The sequence below is a fragment of the Faecalibacterium sp. BCRC 81149 genome, assembly GCF_022750605.1.
Classification (GTDB): Bacteria; Bacillota; Clostridia; order Oscillospirales; family Ruminococcaceae; genus Faecalibacterium; species Faecalibacterium duncaniae.
Window position 1 is genome coordinate 49,922 of sequence record NZ_QXJA01000009.1, and the last position, 15,542, is coordinate 65,463.

The following is a 15,542-nucleotide window of genomic DNA, read 5'->3' on the forward strand; positions in this document are numbered from 1 at the left end:
CTGTTTTTCTGCCTTTCGGATCAGGAGGGGCGGTATTGGAAAGCAATAACGGAGAGGTATTTATGGGAATCGATAAGAATGAATGGGGCTTCCGGGTGGGGCATCTGCCCCACGGGGAGCGCAATAAGATCAGTGATGTGCCGGGCGTGACGGTGGGCCATTGCACACTGGCAGATGGCGACATCCAGACCGGTGTGACCGCGCTGCTGCCCCACCCCGGGGATGTGTTCCATGATAAGGTGCTGGCGGCCTGCCATGTCATCAACGGCTTCGGCAAGACCACCGGCCTTGTCCAGATCGATGAGCTGGGTACACTGGAGACCCCCATCCTGTTTACCAACACCCTGAGTGTGGGCACCGTGGAAACGGCGCTGGTCAGATATATGCTGGAGCGCAACCCCGATATCTGCGAGACCACCGGCAGTGTGAACCCGGTCGTCTGCGAGTGCAACGACAGCGGCCTGAACGATATCCGGGGCCTGCATGTCACCGAGGCACATGTGGCTGCCGCTCTGGCAGACTGTAAAGCTGATTTCGCCGAGGGTGCAGTGGGTGCCGGACGCGGAATGCGCTGCCACGGGCTGAAAGGCGGCATCGGTTCTGCCTCCCGGCTGGTGGAGCTGGACGGTAAGTCCTACACCATCGGGGCACTGGTGCTCTCCAATCATGCCACATTCGATGACCTCATCGTGGCGGGCACACCCATCCACGAGCTGTTGGAAGCCCGCATCCCGCCCCATGAGGACAAGGGCTCTATCATCACGGTGCTGGCAACGGATATCCCCCTGAGCGAGCGCCAGCTGCGGCGGCTCTGCCACCGGGCGCTGGTGGGGCTTTCCCGCACCGGCAGTGCCTGCGGCAACGGTTCGGGTGAGATCGTTCTGGCCTTTACCACGGCCAACCGGATGCCGCATTACTCGGACAAAGCCCTCCTGCCCATGGAGATGCTCCACGATGATGCCATCAACCCGCTGTTCCGGGCGGTGGCCGAGTGTGTGGAGGAAAGCGTCCTGAGCAGCCTGCTCCACGCCGAGACCGTCACCGGCTACCATGGCCGGACGGTGCAGTGCCTTTCCGACCTGTTGAAAAAATAATGTAAATAACAAGCCTTTCCGTGTGGTGCACCTCACAGTGCGACACCAACGGAAAGGCTTGTTTTTTTTTTTTATCGCTGTCTTTATCTCTGCACCAGCGCGATGAAGGCTTTCATCTGGGGGGTGAGCCATTTATCCTTGTGGTAGAACAGCTGCCGCCGCATCTCCACGCGGCAGGCGGGGACATTCAGGCGAGCCAGCGTTCCGGCGGCGAGGGCATTCTGTACGATGTACTCGGGCAGGAAGGAGAGCCCCATGCCGTGCTCGACCATCTGGCAGAGCAGGGAAGCGCTGCCCAGCTCGAGGAAGGGCTTGATGGCCAGCCCCTGCGCCGCCATGCACTGGTCGAGGGCATCGCGGTAGCTCATACCCCGCTCGGTCAGCAGGAACTCCTGCCCGGCCAGTTCCTGAAGCGTGACTTCCGCCTGCCCGGCCAATGGGTGCCCGGCGGGGGCCACCACGCAGATGGGCTCCGGCTCATCCACAGCCAGCACAAAGCTGGGCTGCAGCAGCGGCTTGTCCAGCGTGTATGCCAGGTCGATCTGATTGGAACCCAGCATCTGGAGCATCTCATCGTCGGTGGCGGTGCGGAGCACCAGCTCCACCTGCGGGCAGAGGGCGTGATACCGCTGCAGCAGGTCGGGCAGAAAGGTGCTGCAGACCGAATCCGCCAGTGCCACCCGCAGGGTGCCGCTGACCTGCCGGGCAGGCTGCAGGGCCGCTTTGGCCTGCTCGGCAGTGGCCAGCAGGGAGCGGGCATAGGTCAGAAAGGTCTGCCCGGCATCGGTCAGGCGGACCGTTTTGCCCACCCGGTCGAAGAGCGGCGTTTCCAATTCGGCTTCCAGCTGGGCCACCTGTGCGGAGACCGCCGACTGGGAATACCCCAGCTCCCGTGCTGCACGGGAAAAGCTGTGCAGCTCCGCAATATGCAAAAAGGTGTTGATGGTACGCAGTTCCACGGCGGCACCTCTCAGCGGCGGGTGATGCCGGTCACGGTCAGAACAGCACCATCTACGACAAAATGGACTTCTAATCCTGAAAATTCCATTCCGTATACCCGTTCCGGGTCGTGCTGGTAGGAGGGACGGGGGTCGTTTTCCAACACGCCCCGCAGGCCATCCCGCTCGGCGGCGGGCACGGTCTCCCACAGCTCCGGCGGGCATTCGACCTGCAGCCTGTGCGTCTGGGTCTGGGCCGTGAAGCCTGCCGCCGCGTCCGGGTGACAGTCGGCGTAGGGGATGTAGGGCTTGATGTCGTAGATGGGAGTGCCGTCCATCAGGTCTGCGCCCCGCACGATGAGCACCGGGCCCACCTCCGGGCGGTGCTCGATGGCCTCCAGCCTGACGCTGGAAAGGCCCAGCGGATTGGGTCGGAAGGGGGAGCGGGTGGCAAACACGCCCATCCGGGTGTTGCCGCCCAGGCGCGGGGGCCGGACGGTGGGAGACCAGCTCTCCCGCACCGCGCCGGAGAATTGCCACACCAGCCAGATGTGGCTGAAATCCTCCAGTCCGCGCAGGGCATCGGCGTTGCGGTATTCCGGGGTGAAGATGATCTCGCCCCGCAGGCCGTCCACCAGCCCGCTCTGTCGGGGGATGCCGAACTTGGTGGGGAAGGCGGTGTGGATGTGTGCGATGACCTTCAGGGTCATGGTTTCGTTGCTCATATTATAAACCTCTGCAGAAGCCTACGGCTCTGCCCTCGATCTGGATCTCGTTCAACTGCGGCCCGGCATAGATCATGGGCGGGCAGACGGCGGCGTTGTCGGCCAGAAGCATAACGGTGTCGCCCTGCCGATGAAAATGCTTTAAGGTGGCCTCGTCGCCGATTCGCACGGCGGCGATCTCGCCCTGCTCCACCTCGGGCTGGCAGCGGATGCAGACGATGTCACCATCGCAGATGGTGGGGGCCATGCTGCTGCCGTGGCAGGTCAGGGCAAAGTCGGCGTGCCATGCGGCAGGAACGCCGATGTAGCATTCGATGTTCTGTTCGGCGGTGATGGGGGTGCCGCAGGCGATGCTGCCCACCAGCGGTACCCGCACCATTTCGGGCAGGGGCTCAAAGCCCGGCGGGACAGACGCAGTGTTTTCCAGCCCCATCAGCCATGCGGGGGTGGTCTCCAATGCAGCGGCAAACTCCTCCACCTTGGACTGCGGGATGTCGTTGACCCCTTTTTCTAGCTTGGTGATGGAGGATTTGGAGCGGTAGCCCATCCGCTGGGCAAGCTCTTCCTGAGAGAGCCCCAGCTCGAGCCGACGCTGTAAGATACGGCGGGAAAGTTCTGACATGGCAGAGACCTCGCTTTTCCTGAAAAAGAATGTTCTGCCGTGAGTATATCAGAAAAGTTCTTAAAAATCAACGATTTTCGCGCGATTTTGGTAAAATAGTTGACAAAAAATCAACGTCGAACTATAATACAACCAAAGATTGTGAAACGACACGCAGAGATCCAGATGAAAGGAGAACCTTTGATGACAAATACCACACAGATCCGCGCCTACATTGAAAGCCAGGGCCTCAAGCTGGGCCATGTGGCACGGGTGCTGGGCATCAGCAGCAGTGCTTTGCACCAGAAGCTGAATGACGAGAGCGATTTCAAAGTCAGCGAAGCCGACCGGCTTTCTGCCATGCTGGGGCTGACCATGGAACAGCGGGATGCCTGCTTCTTTGGCCCGGGCACCCGGATGTGCCAAAGAAAGGGGGCGGCGTGATGACCGCTGAACAGCGCAGAAAGACCCGGGAGGCCCTGCAGAACTACGGTACCCGCCAGTGGGCCCGCAGCCCGGCCAACTGGGGCTGGACCCGGGCCATCCAGCAGACGCAGGAGTATTACCGCACCGCCGACCCCATCCGTGCAGGCCTGCTCCAGCTGCGCTACCTGGAGCGCCGCAAGGAGGAGGATGTGCTGGAGCGGCTCTGCATCGGACGCACCACCTACCAGAAAGCCCAGCTCGATCTGCTGAGCACCGTAGCCGTTTTTGCTGCCCGCTACGGTGCCCTGTGACGCAAAATGCCCCCGGACAGCCATCCGGGGGCATTGCAGTCAGTGCGTTTTCTTTTCCGGAGTATCGCAGTGCTGGTGGCAGGAGGCGCAGTTGCCGCCGCAGCCTTCGCCTTTCCAGCCGCCCTGCTTGGAAATCCAGACCACTGCCAGGGCAAACAGCCCTGCCAGCACCAGAATGGTAATGATCCCACGAAGTGTCAGCATTGAAAAAACCTCTCTTTTTGCGCTGGAATGCGCAATTTCAGTATACACCATTTTGCGCAAAAGAGCAACTGCCTCGCAGTGGGAAAAAATTGCGAAAAAATCAAAATTAGGGCTTGCCAATCCACTTCGGTTGTGGTATAATTCTCTTGTTCCGATTCGGAGGATTAGCTCAGCTGGTTAGAGCACCTGCATCACACGCAGGGGGTCTGGGGTTCGAGTCCCTAATTCTCCACCATACAGTTCGTACTCGAACCCGATTCTTTACGAGAAAGGGTTCGGGTACGTTTTTTGTTTACAGGAAGTTCTGCGGAGGGAGTACGCAGAGCGGTAAGCGAGAACGAGTAAAGGCAGGGTATCATCATGGGCGATGGTATCCTGCCTTTTGCTTTGCGGGATCAAGTTCGCTTTGTGCGAACTTGGTCGTCCACCCTATATGGCGCATTGAGGGCTAATCGCTGCGTACGTCCGTACATGGCCGGTACGCACGTACGCAGAAAAAAGGGAAAGTTCTGACATATAGGGGTGTTCTTTCAGCTGGTAGTATGGTATACTCGGCTCAACAAATCGGAAGTTAACGGTATGTAAAAGACCTTTGACACACGGAAAACACAGATGTCAATGTCCTTTGATTGCGAAAATACAATCTTTTGATTAGTATGAGTATGCAAGGAGGTGAAGAGATGGAACTCGGAAAGCAAATAAAAAAATATCGCCAAGAGTTACAACTGTCTCAAGAGGAGTTAGCCGATCATGTTTATGTTTCAAGGCAAACAATCTCAAATTGGGAAAATGACAAAAGCTATCCAGATGTAACCAGCTTGGTATTACTGAGTGAAATCTTTCAAATCTCACTTGATAAACTAATCAAAGGAGATATTGATACTATGAAAGAAGTAATCAAACAAGAGGAAATCAAAAAACTCAATCACTATGGCGCAATCTATACGGTTTTTCTCGTTATTGCTGTTATTTCGGCAGCTCCGTTATTTTACATTGGTAATAAATGGGCATTGATCCTTTGGTGTGTCATTGCTTTAGCTGCCATGTATTTTGCAGCAAAGGTTGAACGAATAAAAAAGGACAATGATGTTCAAACATATAAAGAAATCGTAGCATTTTGTGAAGGTAAAAGGCTGGATGAAATCCAGAGCGCCAGAGAATACGGCAAACGTCCTTATCAAAAGGTTTTATGGTTTATCGGAAGTGCTGCAGTAGGAGCAATCGTTAGTTATGTATTGAGTCTTTTGCTGCAATCATTTTGATAACGACACTCAATAAATCTTATAATTTGGAAAGGAATGTATAGCTATATGAAAAATAAAAAAGATGATAAGCCTCACTATTTACCGACTTTTATGAGCATAGGAATTTCTATCGGTGCGGCTATTGGTGTAGTAACCAACAATATTCCACTCTATATGCTTGTCGGTTTAGCGCTTGGTGTAGGCATAGGGTCTGCTCTCGATGGTCAAAATCGAAATAGGGAAAGTGATGAATCTCAAAAGGATAACGAAGAATAATCAACCAACTAAATTCCCGTTTGTCGTAACCTCAGAAGCAGGGTTTGGGGCAGGCACGCCCCAACAAGAGCACTTCAAAAACGCGGGAGCGTTGCAGAAGTGCAGTCCCGGATGGGCAAGAAATTTTCAAGAATTGAAAATTTGTGGCCACGGGACGATTCTTGCTCTCACACTTTCACTCTCTTTGCGATTTTCTTTCTTGAAAGTCTATCGTTCTTTCGTTATAATAAAACTGAAAGAAGGTGGGCATTATGACTTTGCAATATTTTGTCACAGCATCCGATACGGGCAATAGGATTCCGATTGAGGTTGACAAGTCAACTCCCGCTGACCTTGCTGCAACCAAAGAAAGCTGGCAGACCGACTGGACAAGTGAGTTCATCGGTGACCCCGCACTGGAAAAGTACACGGCTAAAACCGAAAACGGCGAAATCGTAGCATTGGGTGCTTACCGCGAAACAGAATCCAGCATGTTCGTTTATATTGAGTACATCGAAAGCCACCCGGAGAGCAACCCGACGCTGACCATTCAGAAAAAATATCTGGGCATCGGGCGTATGATGATCGCGTTCGGCATCCAGCTTTCCATTGATTCCGGTAAAAACGGCGTCGTCACTTTTGAAGCTAAGACGGATGAACTTGCAAAACATTATATCCGGGATTTTGGCGCGATCCGGGTCTTTGCCAAACAGTCCGGCGGGCCAATCATGCTGATGCTTGCCGACAATGCGGCGCTTTCGCTCTTCAATACGTATCTTTCCTGAAAGGTGGTGCTCCCATGGATATTGAAGTCAAACGAATGTCCCCTACTGCTATTGAAATGCTTGACCAACTCAGCGCAGTCTGCAAACGGTTCGGCGTTGATTACTATGCAGCTTCCCAAAATCAGCGTGATCTGCTGGACAGCATTGCCCTGCACGAATATCAACTGAAAAAAGCACACGAGCAAGGGCTGAAGCGTTCCGAAGTGCCTCCGTTTCTCGGTTTGAAGCGCTCTGACCGCAGCAACGATATGCCTGCCTAAAGGTTCGACTGCTGCTGACAATGCTCCACCATACAGTTTGTACCCGAACCCGATTCTTTGTGAAAAAGGGTTCGGGTATTTTTATTTCGTGCAGCAATTTGCAGGAAGAGGAAATTTTCCATGATACAAAAACATGATCTTCCCATTCTTGAATACGATTTTGATTCGATTGAGGTCATCAGGCCCAATCATGGCGCAGAGCAGCTCGTCCTTCCGGAAAAATGTGTGTTTGGTTTTCTGGGCGATGTGATTGATGATTACGCATTTGAAATGGATGCAGTCATTGCTGAACACTTTGAAACGATTACAAAAAGTTATCCTGTTTATATCGTCCAGCAAAATGGGCTGGAATTTTGCCTGTGTCAGGCACCGCTGGGAGCTGCCGCGGCTGCACAGCTTCTGGATTTTTTAATCTCCTGCGGATGCAAAAAAATTATTTCAGCCGGTTCCTGCGGAGTGCTGACCGATTTGGACGAAAACGAATTCTTGATTCCAATCAGGGCGATGCGCGATGAAGGCACTTCGTATCATTATCTTCCAGCCGCTCGGTTTGTTGATCTGGAGCCTTCCGCAATAAAAGCCATTGAGCAGACGTTTTGTGCGTTGAATATTCCGTTTCAAAAATGTATCACATGGACAACGGATGGTTTTTTCCGAGAAACACGAGATATGGTAGAATATCGCAAATCCGAGGGCTGTGCCACAGTTGAAATGGAGTGTGCTGCACTGGCCGCCTGTGCCCAGAAGCGTGGTGCAGTCTTTGGCCAGATTCTCTACACTGCCGATTCCCTTGCGAATGTTTATGCTCATGATGAGAGAGATTGGGGAAAGGGCTCTTTGCGGAAAGCACTGGAGCTTTGCATCAATGTTCTTATAACCATGTGACGATTCACCACCATACAGTTCGTACCCGAACCCGATTCTTTACGAAAAAGGGTTCGGGTACGTTTTTGTTTATTGAAGTTTACCGCAGCAACCGAACGGTAAATGAGCAAAGGCAGGGTATCACCATGACGGTGGTATCCTGCCTTTTGTTTTGATATGTTTTATCAGTAGATCACAGCATCCGTTGCAGTATAGCCTTCGAGAGAATTCTCCTTGACCTGAATACAAATATAAGTGATTTCAGAATTGTTTGCAGCAAAGAACTGACGTTTTGCCACGGGAGAAATCTTCAGCCAGTCGCCTGCTGCAAGGCTGATTTCTTCGCCATCGATAACGACCTTGCCTTTGCCAGAAAGAACACCGTAGATTTCCTCATTTGCCTTGTGGGAGTGGACAAACGGAACATTTGCTCCCGCAGGAAGCGTATTCAAGCTGATCTCCGCACCAGTCAGGGCGAGCTTTTCATGAAGCTCCGTCCGATTTTCTTTTCCAACTGTCATTTTTGTGTAGCTTGCCATTGTAAGCACCTCCATTTTGATTCGCAATCTTTCATTGCCTGAGCTAAGTATAGAAGCTCGCACATTCAAAAACAAGTACGCACCTTTTTGTAACTGTACACTCAAAAATGAATGTGCTATACTATATACAGAGGTGACTGATATGCGTACAAAAGAAGAACTGCCGGAATGTCCGGTTGCAACAGCAGTATCCCTGATTGGCGGAAAATGGAAACTCTTGCTTCTGCGCAATCTAAAAGAGCGTCCATGGAGATTCAATGAGTTGCAAAGAAGCATCGACGGGATCTCGCAGAAAGTTTTGACCGAGAGCTTAAGACAGATGATTGATGATGGGCTTGCCTACCGTCGTGATTATCACGAGAATCCTCCCAAAGTAGAATATGGGTTGACCGATCTCGGAACGGAAATGTTACCAATCGTCAATGCACTTGCAGACTTTGGCAATTACTATAAATCAGTCGTTGATCGGTCATGATCGATATTATGAAGTAGGGTTTAGGGCAGGCACGCCCCAACCAGACCGCGTTTGCGAAGCAACGAACGCCCCAGTGGGGATTTCAAGCGGCAGAACGGTCTGCGTTAGCAGATGGAGGGGCTTTGCCCCAACAAGTTCTGAAAAGAGACTACTCAGAGCGATAAACAAGCAAAGGCAGGGTATCACCATGGAGGTGGTGCCCTGCCTTTTGCTTTGCACCCCCCTATACTGTGCGTTTCGGGTCAATCGCGGCGTACGTCCGTACATGGCCGGTACGCACGTACGCAGGAAAAAGGGCAGGTTCTTGCATATAGGGGTGTTCTTTCGGCTGTCGGTATGGTATACTCGGTTTAGTTCAACAAATCGGAATTTACTTCTACTTAGACATACAAACTGTTGACAGTAAAACTCCTATATAGTATTATTTGATAAAATACTATATAGGAGTTTTTTGTGTGAAAATGAATGGCGGATTTCTTGTTACCAAAATAAAACAACTTGGAGATCGAATCTTTGAGAAGATTCTCAGCGAAAAGAATATTGATGCATTTAATGGAGCTCAGGGGCGTATTCTTTATGTGCTGTGGCAGGAGGATGGTATCTCAATCAGGTCACTCTCAATCAAATGTGGATTAGCGATAACATCTCTTACTACGATGCTGGAAAGAATGGAAAATCAAGGGCTGATAAGCCGTGTTCAGTCTGAAACGGACAAAAGGAAAACACTCCTGTTTCTGACTGAGAAAGCACACGCCTTAAAGGGCGAGTACGATTCTGTATCTGATGAAATGGGCAGTATTTACTACAAAGGTTTTTCGGAGGAAGAAATTACCCGGTTTGAGGAATGCCTCGACCGTATCAGAAAGAATCTTGAGGGGTGGCAGAAGTCATGAGTATTTGTATCAAAGATCAGATTCAGAACATGAATATCGTCATTGGCTGCACAGTGGGGTGTACATATTGCTATGCCCGCAACAACGTGAAACGCTGGCATATGATTGAAGACTTCTCTGACCCTGAATTCTTTCCGGGTAAGCTCAAGATGATGGAAAAGAAACGTCCGCAGAACTTTCTTCTTACCGGTATGAGCGATCTTTCCGGCTGGAAGTCAGAATGGAGAGACGAGGTATTTGAAAAAATCCGTGAAAATCCACAGCATCAGTTCCTGTTCCTTACAAAGCGACCAGATCTGCTGGATTTTGATACTGAGCTGGAAAACGCATGGTTTGGCGTTACGGTGACGAGAAAAGCAGAACTGTGGCGTATTGACGCACTACGGGAAAATGTCAGAGCAAAACACTATCATGTTACCTTTGAGCCGCTATTCGACAATCCGGGTTCCGTTGATCTTTCCGGAATCAGCTGGATCGTTGTCGGCACCATGACCGGGGTTCAGAGCAGGAAGGTTCATACGGAGCCGGAGTGGGCATGGTCTCTGACGGACCAGGCACATAAGCTCGGCATTCCGGTGTTTATGAAGGAAGACCTTGTCTCTATCATAGGGGATGAAAATATGATTCAGGAAATGCCGGAAGAATTTAATAAAGTGTTAGAGGTACAGAAATCATGGAAGAAGTAATAAATGGAATCCTCATTCGTGAGGTGGAAACAAAGAACATCATGACTAAGTCCAGTCTGCCGGTAGGCGGTTACTCGGTCAATCCCTATGTGGGCTGTACACATGCCTGCAAGTATTGCTATGCTTCTTTTATGAAGCGCTTTACCGGGCACAAGGAGGAATGGGGCACTTTCCTTGATGTGAAGCATTGGCCGAAAATTAAAAATCCGAAGAAATATGCCGGACAGCGGGTGGTCATCGGTTCTGTGACAGATGGCTACAATCCACAGGAGGAGCAATTCGGGAATACCAGAAAACTTCTGGAGCAGCTGATCGGCAGTGACGCAGATATTCTAATCTGCACAAAGTCGGATCTTGTGGTACGGGATATTGATCTGCTGAAGAAGCTTGGACGTGTAACCGTTTCATGGTCGATCAACACACTAGATGAAAATTTCAAGAATGATATGGATTCTGCTTCGAGCATTGAGCGCCGTATCGCTGCTATGAAGCAGGTATATGAGGCAGGTATCCGTACAGTCTGTTTCGTATCCCCGGTATTCCCCGGTATCACGGATTTTGAAGCAATCTTTGAGCGGGTAAAGGATCAGTGCGATCTGTTCTGGCTCGAAAATCTCAATCTTCGAGGCGGTTTCAAAAAGACAATTATGGATTATATCGCTGGAAAATATCCTGATCTTGTACCACTTTACGACGAGATCTATAACAAACATAACCGTAGCTACTTTGAAGCACTTGAAGTAAAAGCTGAGGAAATGGCTAAGAAGTATGATTGTGTCTTTGCGGATAATGAAATGCCTTATGGCAGAGTCCCGCAGGGACATCCGGTGATCGTAGATTATTTCTATCATGAGGAAATCCGTGGGACAGAGAATACCGGAAAAAGAAATCGCTAACTTCCAGTTTGCCGTACTCGTTCCTGGCAGGGCCTGGGGCAGGCACGCCCCAACAAGACCGCGTTTGCGAAGCAGGATGGAGGGGCCTCGCCCCGACAAGTTCCTGCGGAGGCACTGCTCGGAACGATAAACAAGCAAAGGCAGGGTATCATCACGGTGATGGTACCCTGCCTTTTGATATTATCGTATCCTCGGTTTCGTTCAGCAAATCGAAAGGTGTAAGGGATGTTTCCGGGCGTTCGAGGTTCTTATGAACCATCAGTCCTTCTTCTCTGCAGTGCGGGCGAAGAAGTTGGCAAGGAGGGCACCGGAAATGTTATGCCACACAGAGAACACAGCACCGGGGATGGTTGCCAGCGGATACTGTGCAAAGTGAGCAGCGGCCAGAGAGGTGGCCAGACCGGAGTTCTGCATACCGACCTCGATGGAAATTGCACGGCACTTAGTGGAGTCCAGCTTCAGCAGCTTGCCCACGCCAAAGCCGGTGAGGTAGCCCAGCAGGTTGTGCAGGATGACCACGGCCAGGATCAGCAGGCCGCTGGTCATGATCTTAGCGGAGTTTGCGGACACAACGGCGCAGATGATGAGCACGATGGCAGTGGTGGAGATCAGCGGCAGCACCCGGACGGCATTCTGGGTGAAGGCTTGGAAGAAGTGGTTGACCACAAAGCCCAGTGCGATGGGAACCAACACCACCTTGACGATGGACAGGAACATGTTCACGGGGTTCACCTCCACGCGCTGACCGGCATACAGCAGAGTGAGCAGCGGGGTGAGGAACGGAGCCAGCACGGTGGAAACAGCAGTCATGCCAACGGACAGTGCAACGTCGCCCTTGGACAGATAAGTCATCACGTTAGAGGAGGTGCCGCCGGGGCAGGTGCCCACAAGGATGACACCGATGGCCAGCTCAGTGGGCAGATGGAACACCTGCGTCAGCGCCCATGCAAGGAAGGGCATCAGCGTGAACTGTGCAATGCAGCCGATGATCACGTCCTTCGGGCGGCTGAACACCACCTTGAAATCCTCCGGCTTCAGGGTGAGGCCCATGCCGAACATAACGATGCCCAACAGGGTGTTGACCCATGCGGTCTTTACCACGCTGAATGTGCCGGGGAAGAACAGGGCCAGCGCTGCCACCACAATGACGATGGCAGCCATATACTTGCCTACAAAATCGCTTACTTTTTCCAGTGTTTTCATGTTAAACTCTCCTTTTCCAGGTCCTGATTTTTGCGGATGCAAAGGCAATGAAACATCCGGAAAATGGCTTTCCCGCAAACAAAAACGCCTTTGTCCCTTACGGTTTGTAAGAGACAAAGGCGTAGATCCTCTGCGGTACCACTCTTATTGCCGGTGCAAAGCCCGGCCCCTCAGTGCGCATCCAACAATGCGCGGCCCGTGATAACGGGGGCCTGCCGTTCCCGCTTACTGGGGCGCAGATGCCGCCCATTCAGCCGGAAAGCTCGGAGAGGATCTTCCCACGGACACCCTGCACTGCCTTGCACCATCCGGCAGCTCTCTGCAGCATTCTTTCCGGGTACTCTTTCTCGTCATAGCCGAATATTTCACTGCCCCGGAGTATACTCCCCTGCAAGGGGAAAGTCAAGTGACACGGTCCGTCGGATTTTTCATCTGGTTTGCATCCGGAGTGAAAGCGGTTCAGGCAAGGGCAGCGCCGGGGTCTGCGGCAGACGATGCGGAGGCAAAGCAGAATGAGCAGCCTTATCCGCACAGCGAACAAGTGATATACCAGAAAGCTCGGTCTTACGACCGATTTCTCAACTTTTTCTGCCAAAAAGTGGTTAAGATGCGGCAAAGATTTTTCTTTTTGTGCTTTCGGTTTTCCGCGGAGCATCCTTTCCTCTGCTGCTGCGTGAAGTTGATTTTTCTCAATTTTACACGATATTCCGTAAAATTGTTCGTTCCCGTTTTCCAGTTCGTCTTTTTACTGCACCACCGGTTTCACCGGACATGCAAAACACGCCGCCAGATTTTGAAATTTTGGCTGTTTATTTTGAAGCCAAGAGATGGTATATAAATTTTGTCAGAACATTTTGCGGGCAGCAAACCTGCATTCATGCAGCCGTTTCAAAGCGGCGTGACAATTTTGACAGAGAGGTGATTGGTGTGTTTTGGTATCATTGTGTTATGGAACGACTTTATCATCCCGCGTGTGGTGCGTATACATCCTTTGGCATCGCCGCGTATTCTGCATCTCACGGACGACACCGAAAACTGCGGTTCATCTCAGATGTCTCCGTTGACCCGGTGCGGGTCCTTCGCCTGGCCGCGCGCTGTACCGCGTGCCAGCTCGAGCCGTCTCAGCTGATGGATGTGGTGGAGGATCTGCTGGCGGAATAAGGCCGCTTTTTGCGGGAGGAGTTTTTTCTGTCACAATTCTATGGTATACTGGTAGAAAAAACGCCGGAGGATACCACCATGGCAGAAACGAATCAGACCCAGCGGGAAGAAGAGCTGGCCCGCCGTGAGGCACTGCTTGCCCAGCGGGAGGCCCAGCTGGAAAAGGAGCAGGCAGAACTTGCCGCCGCCAAAGCCCAGAGCGCTGAGCGCAAAAAGACCCTGCTGGACAACAACGACCCGAATTTCGTCAACCCCAAGGAAAAGCTCTACGATAAATTCCCCCTCACGGTCCACCAGATGGACATCATCATTGGGGTACTGTTTGCCCTCATTCTTCTGTTTCTGGTGCTGGGCATGACGCACACCAGCTTTTTCGGGCTGTTCGGCGGCTGAGCCCAGCCCGCCCCACCCGCGCAGGAACCAATAAACGCACGAAAGCCCCGGCCGGAGCCGGGGCTTTCTGTTTGCTGCAAATGCCTGTTACAGCAGAACGTATTTCAGGATGAACAGAACGGTCAGCACATACATCAGGGGGCTGATCTTCTTCTCCTTGGCCTTGCCGGTGATGACATTCAGCAGGGTCCAGGAGATGACACCGATGGCGATGCCCTCAGAGATGCTGTATGCGGTGGGCATTGCCAGGATGGTCAGGAATGCGGGGATGCCCTCAGCAGGATCGTCGAACTCGATCTTCAGGGCAGAACCCATCATGTAGAAGCCAACGATGATCAGGGCCGGAGCGGTCGCAAAGCTGGGGATGGTCAGGAACAGGGGGCTGAACACCACGGCCAGCAGGAACAGCACACCGGTGGTCATGGAGGTCAGGCCGGTGCGGCCGCCCTCAGTCACGCCGGAAGCGCTCTCGACGAAGGTGGTGGTGGTGGAGGTGCCCAGCACGGCACCGGCGCAGGTGGCGATGGAGTCGGCCATCAGTGCGCCCTTGATGTTGGGCAGCTTGCCCTCCTCATCCAGCATGTCGGCCTTGGAAGCAACACCGATCAGGGTGCCCAGGGTGTCGAACAGGTCAACGAAGAGGAAGGAGAACATCACGGCGAAGAAGTTCAGGATGCCCACGCCGGAGAAATCGGTCTTGAACACCTGACCAAAGGTCTTGCCCAGCGCAGAGAAATCGAAGCTGATGAAGCTGGTGGGGATGACACTGTACATGCCGGCATCGGGGTTGGGGATGTAGATGCCGGTCAGCTCGCAGAGGATGCCCAGCACCCAGGTGATGAGGATGCCGTACAGGATGCCGCCCTTGACCTTTTTGACCAGCAGGATGGCGGTGATGAGCACGCCCACCAGCGTGAGGATCGCACCCACGCCGATGCTGTGGAAGGTCTCGCCCTTGAAGTGCTGATAGGTGACGAGGGTGGAATCGCTGTTCACGATCAGCTTTGCGTTCTGCAGGCCGACGAATGCAACGAACAGACCGATGCCCACGCTGACAGCGCTCTTCAGGGTCATGGGGATGGCATTGAAGATGGCCTCACGCACATTGGTCAGGCTCAGCACAATGAAGATGATGCCCTCCACAAAAACGGCCATCAGGGCCAGCTGCCAGCTGTAACCCATGGTCAGGACGACCGTGTAGGAGAAGTAGGCGTTCAGGCCCATGCCGGGAGCCAGAGCGAACGGATAGTTGGCCAGCAGAGCCATCAGGGCAGTGCCAACGAACGATGCCAGCGAGGTGGCGATCAGGACCGCATTGGCATCCATGCCCGAAGCGGACAGGATGCTGGGGTTGACCGCAAGGATGTAGGCCATCGTCATAAAGGTGGTGACACCCGCCATGAGTTCGGTCTTGACATCGGTGTGGTTTTCTTTCAGGTGAAAGATCTTTTCTAACATGAAAGTTCCTCCTGTGTTATAGTAAAAACAAAAACCGCCGCGTGGGAACCGGCGGAAAGAACAGCTCCCATTGTAGCAGAACTGTTCCCACCTGTCCATGGTCGAAACACAGAAAATTCACGAAAAGTTCA

Annotated in this window: 21 protein-coding genes, 1 tRNA gene and 1 other annotated feature; of the genes, 15 read left to right on the forward strand and 7 right to left on the reverse strand. The window is 52.6% G+C overall.

The window, feature by feature from the left end:
• Nucleotides 1-62: 62 nt before the first annotated feature.
• Nucleotides 63-1,094 (forward strand): P1 family peptidase, encoded by a 1,032-nt coding sequence (locus tag D3F01_RS10605; protein WP_242888590.1) that lies wholly within the window; start codon nt 63-65, stop codon nt 1,092-1,094.
• Nucleotides 1,095-1,177: 83 nt separating this feature from the next.
• On the opposite strand, the gene D3F01_RS10610 is transcribed toward D3F01_RS10605, so the two are convergent.
• From D3F01_RS10610 to D3F01_RS10620, 3 genes are read right to left on the reverse strand one after another with little or no spacing between them, the layout of a single operon-like run.
• On the reverse strand, nt 1,178-2,053 hold the full coding sequence (locus D3F01_RS10610) for a LysR family transcriptional regulator (protein WP_207684595.1): 876 nt from the start codon (nt 2,051-2,053) through the stop codon (nt 1,178-1,180).
• A gap of 11 nt (nt 2,054-2,064) precedes the next feature.
• Nucleotides 2,065-2,757, reverse strand: coding sequence for a tRNA (N6-threonylcarbamoyladenosine(37)-N6)-methyltransferase TrmO (gene tsaA, locus D3F01_RS10615; RefSeq protein WP_242888592.1), 693 nt, complete (start codon nt 2,755-2,757; stop codon nt 2,065-2,067).
• 1 nt (nt 2,758) lies between these two features.
• Nucleotides 2,759-3,379: a S24 family peptidase gene (locus D3F01_RS10620; protein ID WP_242888593.1), complete on the reverse strand. Its 621-nt coding sequence runs from the start codon at nt 3,377-3,379 to the stop codon at nt 2,759-2,761.
• Between the two features lie 183 nt (nt 3,380-3,562).
• Between D3F01_RS10620 and D3F01_RS10625 the strand changes: the two genes are divergently transcribed.
• The gene (locus tag D3F01_RS10625; protein ID WP_099357280.1) at nt 3,563-3,802 is read left to right on the forward strand and encodes a helix-turn-helix transcriptional regulator; all 240 of its coding nucleotides are present in this window, start codon (nt 3,563-3,565) and stop codon (nt 3,800-3,802) included.
• Nucleotides 3,802-4,095 (forward strand): SqdX protein, encoded by a 294-nt coding sequence (locus D3F01_RS10630; protein ID WP_097771613.1) that lies wholly within the window; start codon nt 3,802-3,804, stop codon nt 4,093-4,095. The genes D3F01_RS10625 and D3F01_RS10630 overlap by 1 nt, the downstream gene beginning before the upstream one ends.
• A gap of 39 nt (nt 4,096-4,134) precedes the next feature.
• Here the strand turns inward: D3F01_RS10630 and D3F01_RS10635 are convergent, their stop codons facing one another.
• Nucleotides 4,135-4,299 (reverse strand): FeoB-associated Cys-rich membrane protein, encoded by a 165-nt coding sequence (locus D3F01_RS10635; protein WP_097771614.1) that lies wholly within the window; start codon nt 4,297-4,299, stop codon nt 4,135-4,137.
• A gap of 158 nt (nt 4,300-4,457) precedes the next feature.
• On the opposite strand from D3F01_RS10635, the gene D3F01_RS10640 reads away from it, so the two are divergent.
• The 6 genes from D3F01_RS10640 (at nt 4,458) to D3F01_RS10665 (ending at nt 7,728) form a co-directional block, all read left to right on the forward strand.
• Nucleotides 4,458-4,534: transfer RNA gene (locus D3F01_RS10640), tRNA-Val, on the forward strand.
• 445 nt (nt 4,535-4,979) lie between these two features.
• Nucleotides 4,980-5,561, forward strand: a complete 582-nt coding sequence (locus D3F01_RS10645; protein WP_117505945.1) for a helix-turn-helix transcriptional regulator — start codon at nt 4,980-4,982, stop codon at nt 5,559-5,561.
• A 48-nt stretch (nt 5,562-5,609) separates the two neighbouring features.
• Entirely contained in the window at nt 5,610-5,819 is a 210-nt protein-coding gene (locus D3F01_RS10650; RefSeq protein ID WP_117477165.1) for an AtpZ/AtpI family protein, read from the forward strand.
• 251 nt (nt 5,820-6,070) lie between these two features.
• Nucleotides 6,071-6,583, forward strand: a complete 513-nt coding sequence (locus D3F01_RS10655; protein WP_005943478.1) for a hypothetical protein — start codon at nt 6,071-6,073, stop codon at nt 6,581-6,583.
• A gap of 14 nt (nt 6,584-6,597) precedes the next feature.
• Nucleotides 6,598-6,843, forward strand: coding sequence for a hypothetical protein (locus D3F01_RS10660; RefSeq protein WP_005943479.1), 246 nt, complete (start codon nt 6,598-6,600; stop codon nt 6,841-6,843).
• Between the two features lie 120 nt (nt 6,844-6,963).
• A complete protein-coding gene (locus tag D3F01_RS10665; protein ID WP_097771615.1) occupies nt 6,964-7,728 on the forward strand; it encodes a nucleoside phosphorylase in 765 nt (254 codons plus the stop codon).
• A 164-nt stretch (nt 7,729-7,892) separates the two neighbouring features.
• On the opposite strand, the gene D3F01_RS10670 is transcribed toward D3F01_RS10665, so the two are convergent.
• Nucleotides 7,893-8,246: a cupin domain-containing protein gene (locus tag D3F01_RS10670; RefSeq protein ID WP_117534414.1), complete on the reverse strand. Its 354-nt coding sequence runs from the start codon at nt 8,244-8,246 to the stop codon at nt 7,893-7,895.
• A 142-nt stretch (nt 8,247-8,388) separates the two neighbouring features.
• Here D3F01_RS10670 and D3F01_RS10675 point away from each other — a divergent pair, with 142 nt between their 5' ends.
• From D3F01_RS10675 to D3F01_RS10690, 4 genes are all read left to right on the forward strand, one after another.
• Nucleotides 8,389-8,721: a helix-turn-helix domain-containing protein gene (locus D3F01_RS10675; RefSeq protein ID WP_005943481.1), complete on the forward strand. Its 333-nt coding sequence runs from the start codon at nt 8,389-8,391 to the stop codon at nt 8,719-8,721.
• 455 nt (nt 8,722-9,176) lie between these two features.
• Entirely contained in the window at nt 9,177-9,614 is a 438-nt protein-coding gene (locus tag D3F01_RS10680) for a radical SAM mobile pair system MarR family transcriptional regulator (RefSeq protein WP_242888594.1), read from the forward strand.
• Nucleotides 9,611-10,300, forward strand: coding sequence for a radical SAM mobile pair protein A (locus tag D3F01_RS10685; protein ID WP_242888701.1), 690 nt, complete (start codon nt 9,611-9,613; stop codon nt 10,298-10,300). The genes D3F01_RS10680 and D3F01_RS10685 overlap by 4 nt, the downstream gene beginning before the upstream one ends.
• The gene (locus D3F01_RS10690; protein ID WP_242888595.1) at nt 10,288-11,196 is read left to right on the forward strand and encodes a radical SAM mobile pair protein B; all 909 of its coding nucleotides are present in this window, start codon (nt 10,288-10,290) and stop codon (nt 11,194-11,196) included. Before D3F01_RS10685 ends, D3F01_RS10690 begins: the two co-directional genes overlap by 13 nt.
• A 258-nt stretch (nt 11,197-11,454) precedes the next feature.
• Here D3F01_RS10690 and D3F01_RS10695 read toward each other — a convergent pair whose 3' ends face one another.
• Nucleotides 11,455-12,399 (reverse strand): bile acid:sodium symporter family protein, encoded by a 945-nt coding sequence (locus tag D3F01_RS10695; protein ID WP_156070172.1) that lies wholly within the window; start codon nt 12,397-12,399, stop codon nt 11,455-11,457.
• A 106-nt stretch (nt 12,400-12,505) separates the two neighbouring features.
• Nucleotides 12,506-12,762: a binding site (T-box leader), on the reverse strand.
• Nucleotides 12,763-13,029: 267 nt separating this feature from the next.
• Between D3F01_RS10695 and D3F01_RS10700 the strand changes: the two genes are divergently transcribed.
• Both D3F01_RS10700 and D3F01_RS10705 read left to right on the forward strand, forming a co-directional pair.
• Nucleotides 13,030-13,560 (forward strand): DUF6514 family protein, encoded by a 531-nt coding sequence (locus tag D3F01_RS10700; RefSeq protein WP_242888597.1) that lies wholly within the window; start codon nt 13,030-13,032, stop codon nt 13,558-13,560.
• A 78-nt stretch (nt 13,561-13,638) separates the two neighbouring features.
• Nucleotides 13,639-13,953, forward strand: coding sequence for a hypothetical protein (locus D3F01_RS10705; protein WP_097771623.1), 315 nt, complete (start codon nt 13,639-13,641; stop codon nt 13,951-13,953).
• An 87-nt stretch (nt 13,954-14,040) separates the two neighbouring features.
• Here the strand turns inward: D3F01_RS10705 and D3F01_RS10710 are convergent, their stop codons facing one another.
• Nucleotides 14,041-15,411, reverse strand: a complete 1,371-nt coding sequence (locus D3F01_RS10710; protein ID WP_227612823.1) for an NCS2 family permease — start codon at nt 15,409-15,411, stop codon at nt 14,041-14,043.
• Between the last annotated feature and the right edge of the window lie 131 nt (nt 15,412-15,542).

Excerpts from the sequence above, each read along its gene's own strand:
- D3F01_RS10605 (WP_242888590.1), top strand. The coding sequence starts at position 63 with ATGGGAATCGATAAGAATGAATGGGGCTTCCGGGTGGGGCATCTGCCC.
- tsaA (WP_242888592.1), bottom strand. The coding sequence starts at position 2,757 with ATGAGCAACGAAACCATGACCCTGAAGGTCATCGCACACATCCACACC.
- D3F01_RS10620 (WP_242888593.1), bottom strand. The coding sequence starts at position 3,379 with ATGTCAGAACTTTCCCGCCGTATCTTACAGCGTCGGCTCGAGCTGGGG.
- D3F01_RS10625 (WP_099357280.1), top strand. The coding sequence starts at position 3,563 with ATGACAAATACCACACAGATCCGCGCCTACATTGAAAGCCAGGGCCTC.
- D3F01_RS10630 (WP_097771613.1), top strand. The coding sequence starts at position 3,802 with ATGACCGCTGAACAGCGCAGAAAGACCCGGGAGGCCCTGCAGAACTAC.
- D3F01_RS10635 (WP_097771614.1), bottom strand. The coding sequence starts at position 4,299 with ATGCTGACACTTCGTGGGATCATTACCATTCTGGTGCTGGCAGGGCTG.
- D3F01_RS10645 (WP_117505945.1), top strand. The coding sequence starts at position 4,980 with ATGGAACTCGGAAAGCAAATAAAAAAATATCGCCAAGAGTTACAACTG.
- D3F01_RS10650 (WP_117477165.1), top strand. The coding sequence starts at position 5,610 with ATGAAAAATAAAAAAGATGATAAGCCTCACTATTTACCGACTTTTATG.
- D3F01_RS10655 (WP_005943478.1), top strand. The coding sequence starts at position 6,071 with ATGACTTTGCAATATTTTGTCACAGCATCCGATACGGGCAATAGGATT.
- D3F01_RS10660 (WP_005943479.1), top strand. The coding sequence starts at position 6,598 with ATGGATATTGAAGTCAAACGAATGTCCCCTACTGCTATTGAAATGCTT.
- D3F01_RS10665 (WP_097771615.1), top strand. The coding sequence starts at position 6,964 with ATGATACAAAAACATGATCTTCCCATTCTTGAATACGATTTTGATTCG.
- D3F01_RS10670 (WP_117534414.1), bottom strand. The coding sequence starts at position 8,246 with ATGGCAAGCTACACAAAAATGACAGTTGGAAAAGAAAATCGGACGGAG.
- D3F01_RS10675 (WP_005943481.1), top strand. The coding sequence starts at position 8,389 with ATGCGTACAAAAGAAGAACTGCCGGAATGTCCGGTTGCAACAGCAGTA.
- D3F01_RS10685 (WP_242888701.1), top strand. The coding sequence starts at position 9,611 with ATGAGTATTTGTATCAAAGATCAGATTCAGAACATGAATATCGTCATT.
- D3F01_RS10690 (WP_242888595.1), top strand. The coding sequence starts at position 10,288 with ATGGAAGAAGTAATAAATGGAATCCTCATTCGTGAGGTGGAAACAAAG.
- D3F01_RS10695 (WP_156070172.1), bottom strand. The coding sequence starts at position 12,399 with ATGAAAACACTGGAAAAAGTAAGCGATTTTGTAGGCAAGTATATGGCT.
- D3F01_RS10705 (WP_097771623.1), top strand. The coding sequence starts at position 13,639 with ATGGCAGAAACGAATCAGACCCAGCGGGAAGAAGAGCTGGCCCGCCGT.
- D3F01_RS10710 (WP_227612823.1), bottom strand. The coding sequence starts at position 15,411 with ATGTTAGAAAAGATCTTTCACCTGAAAGAAAACCACACCGATGTCAAG.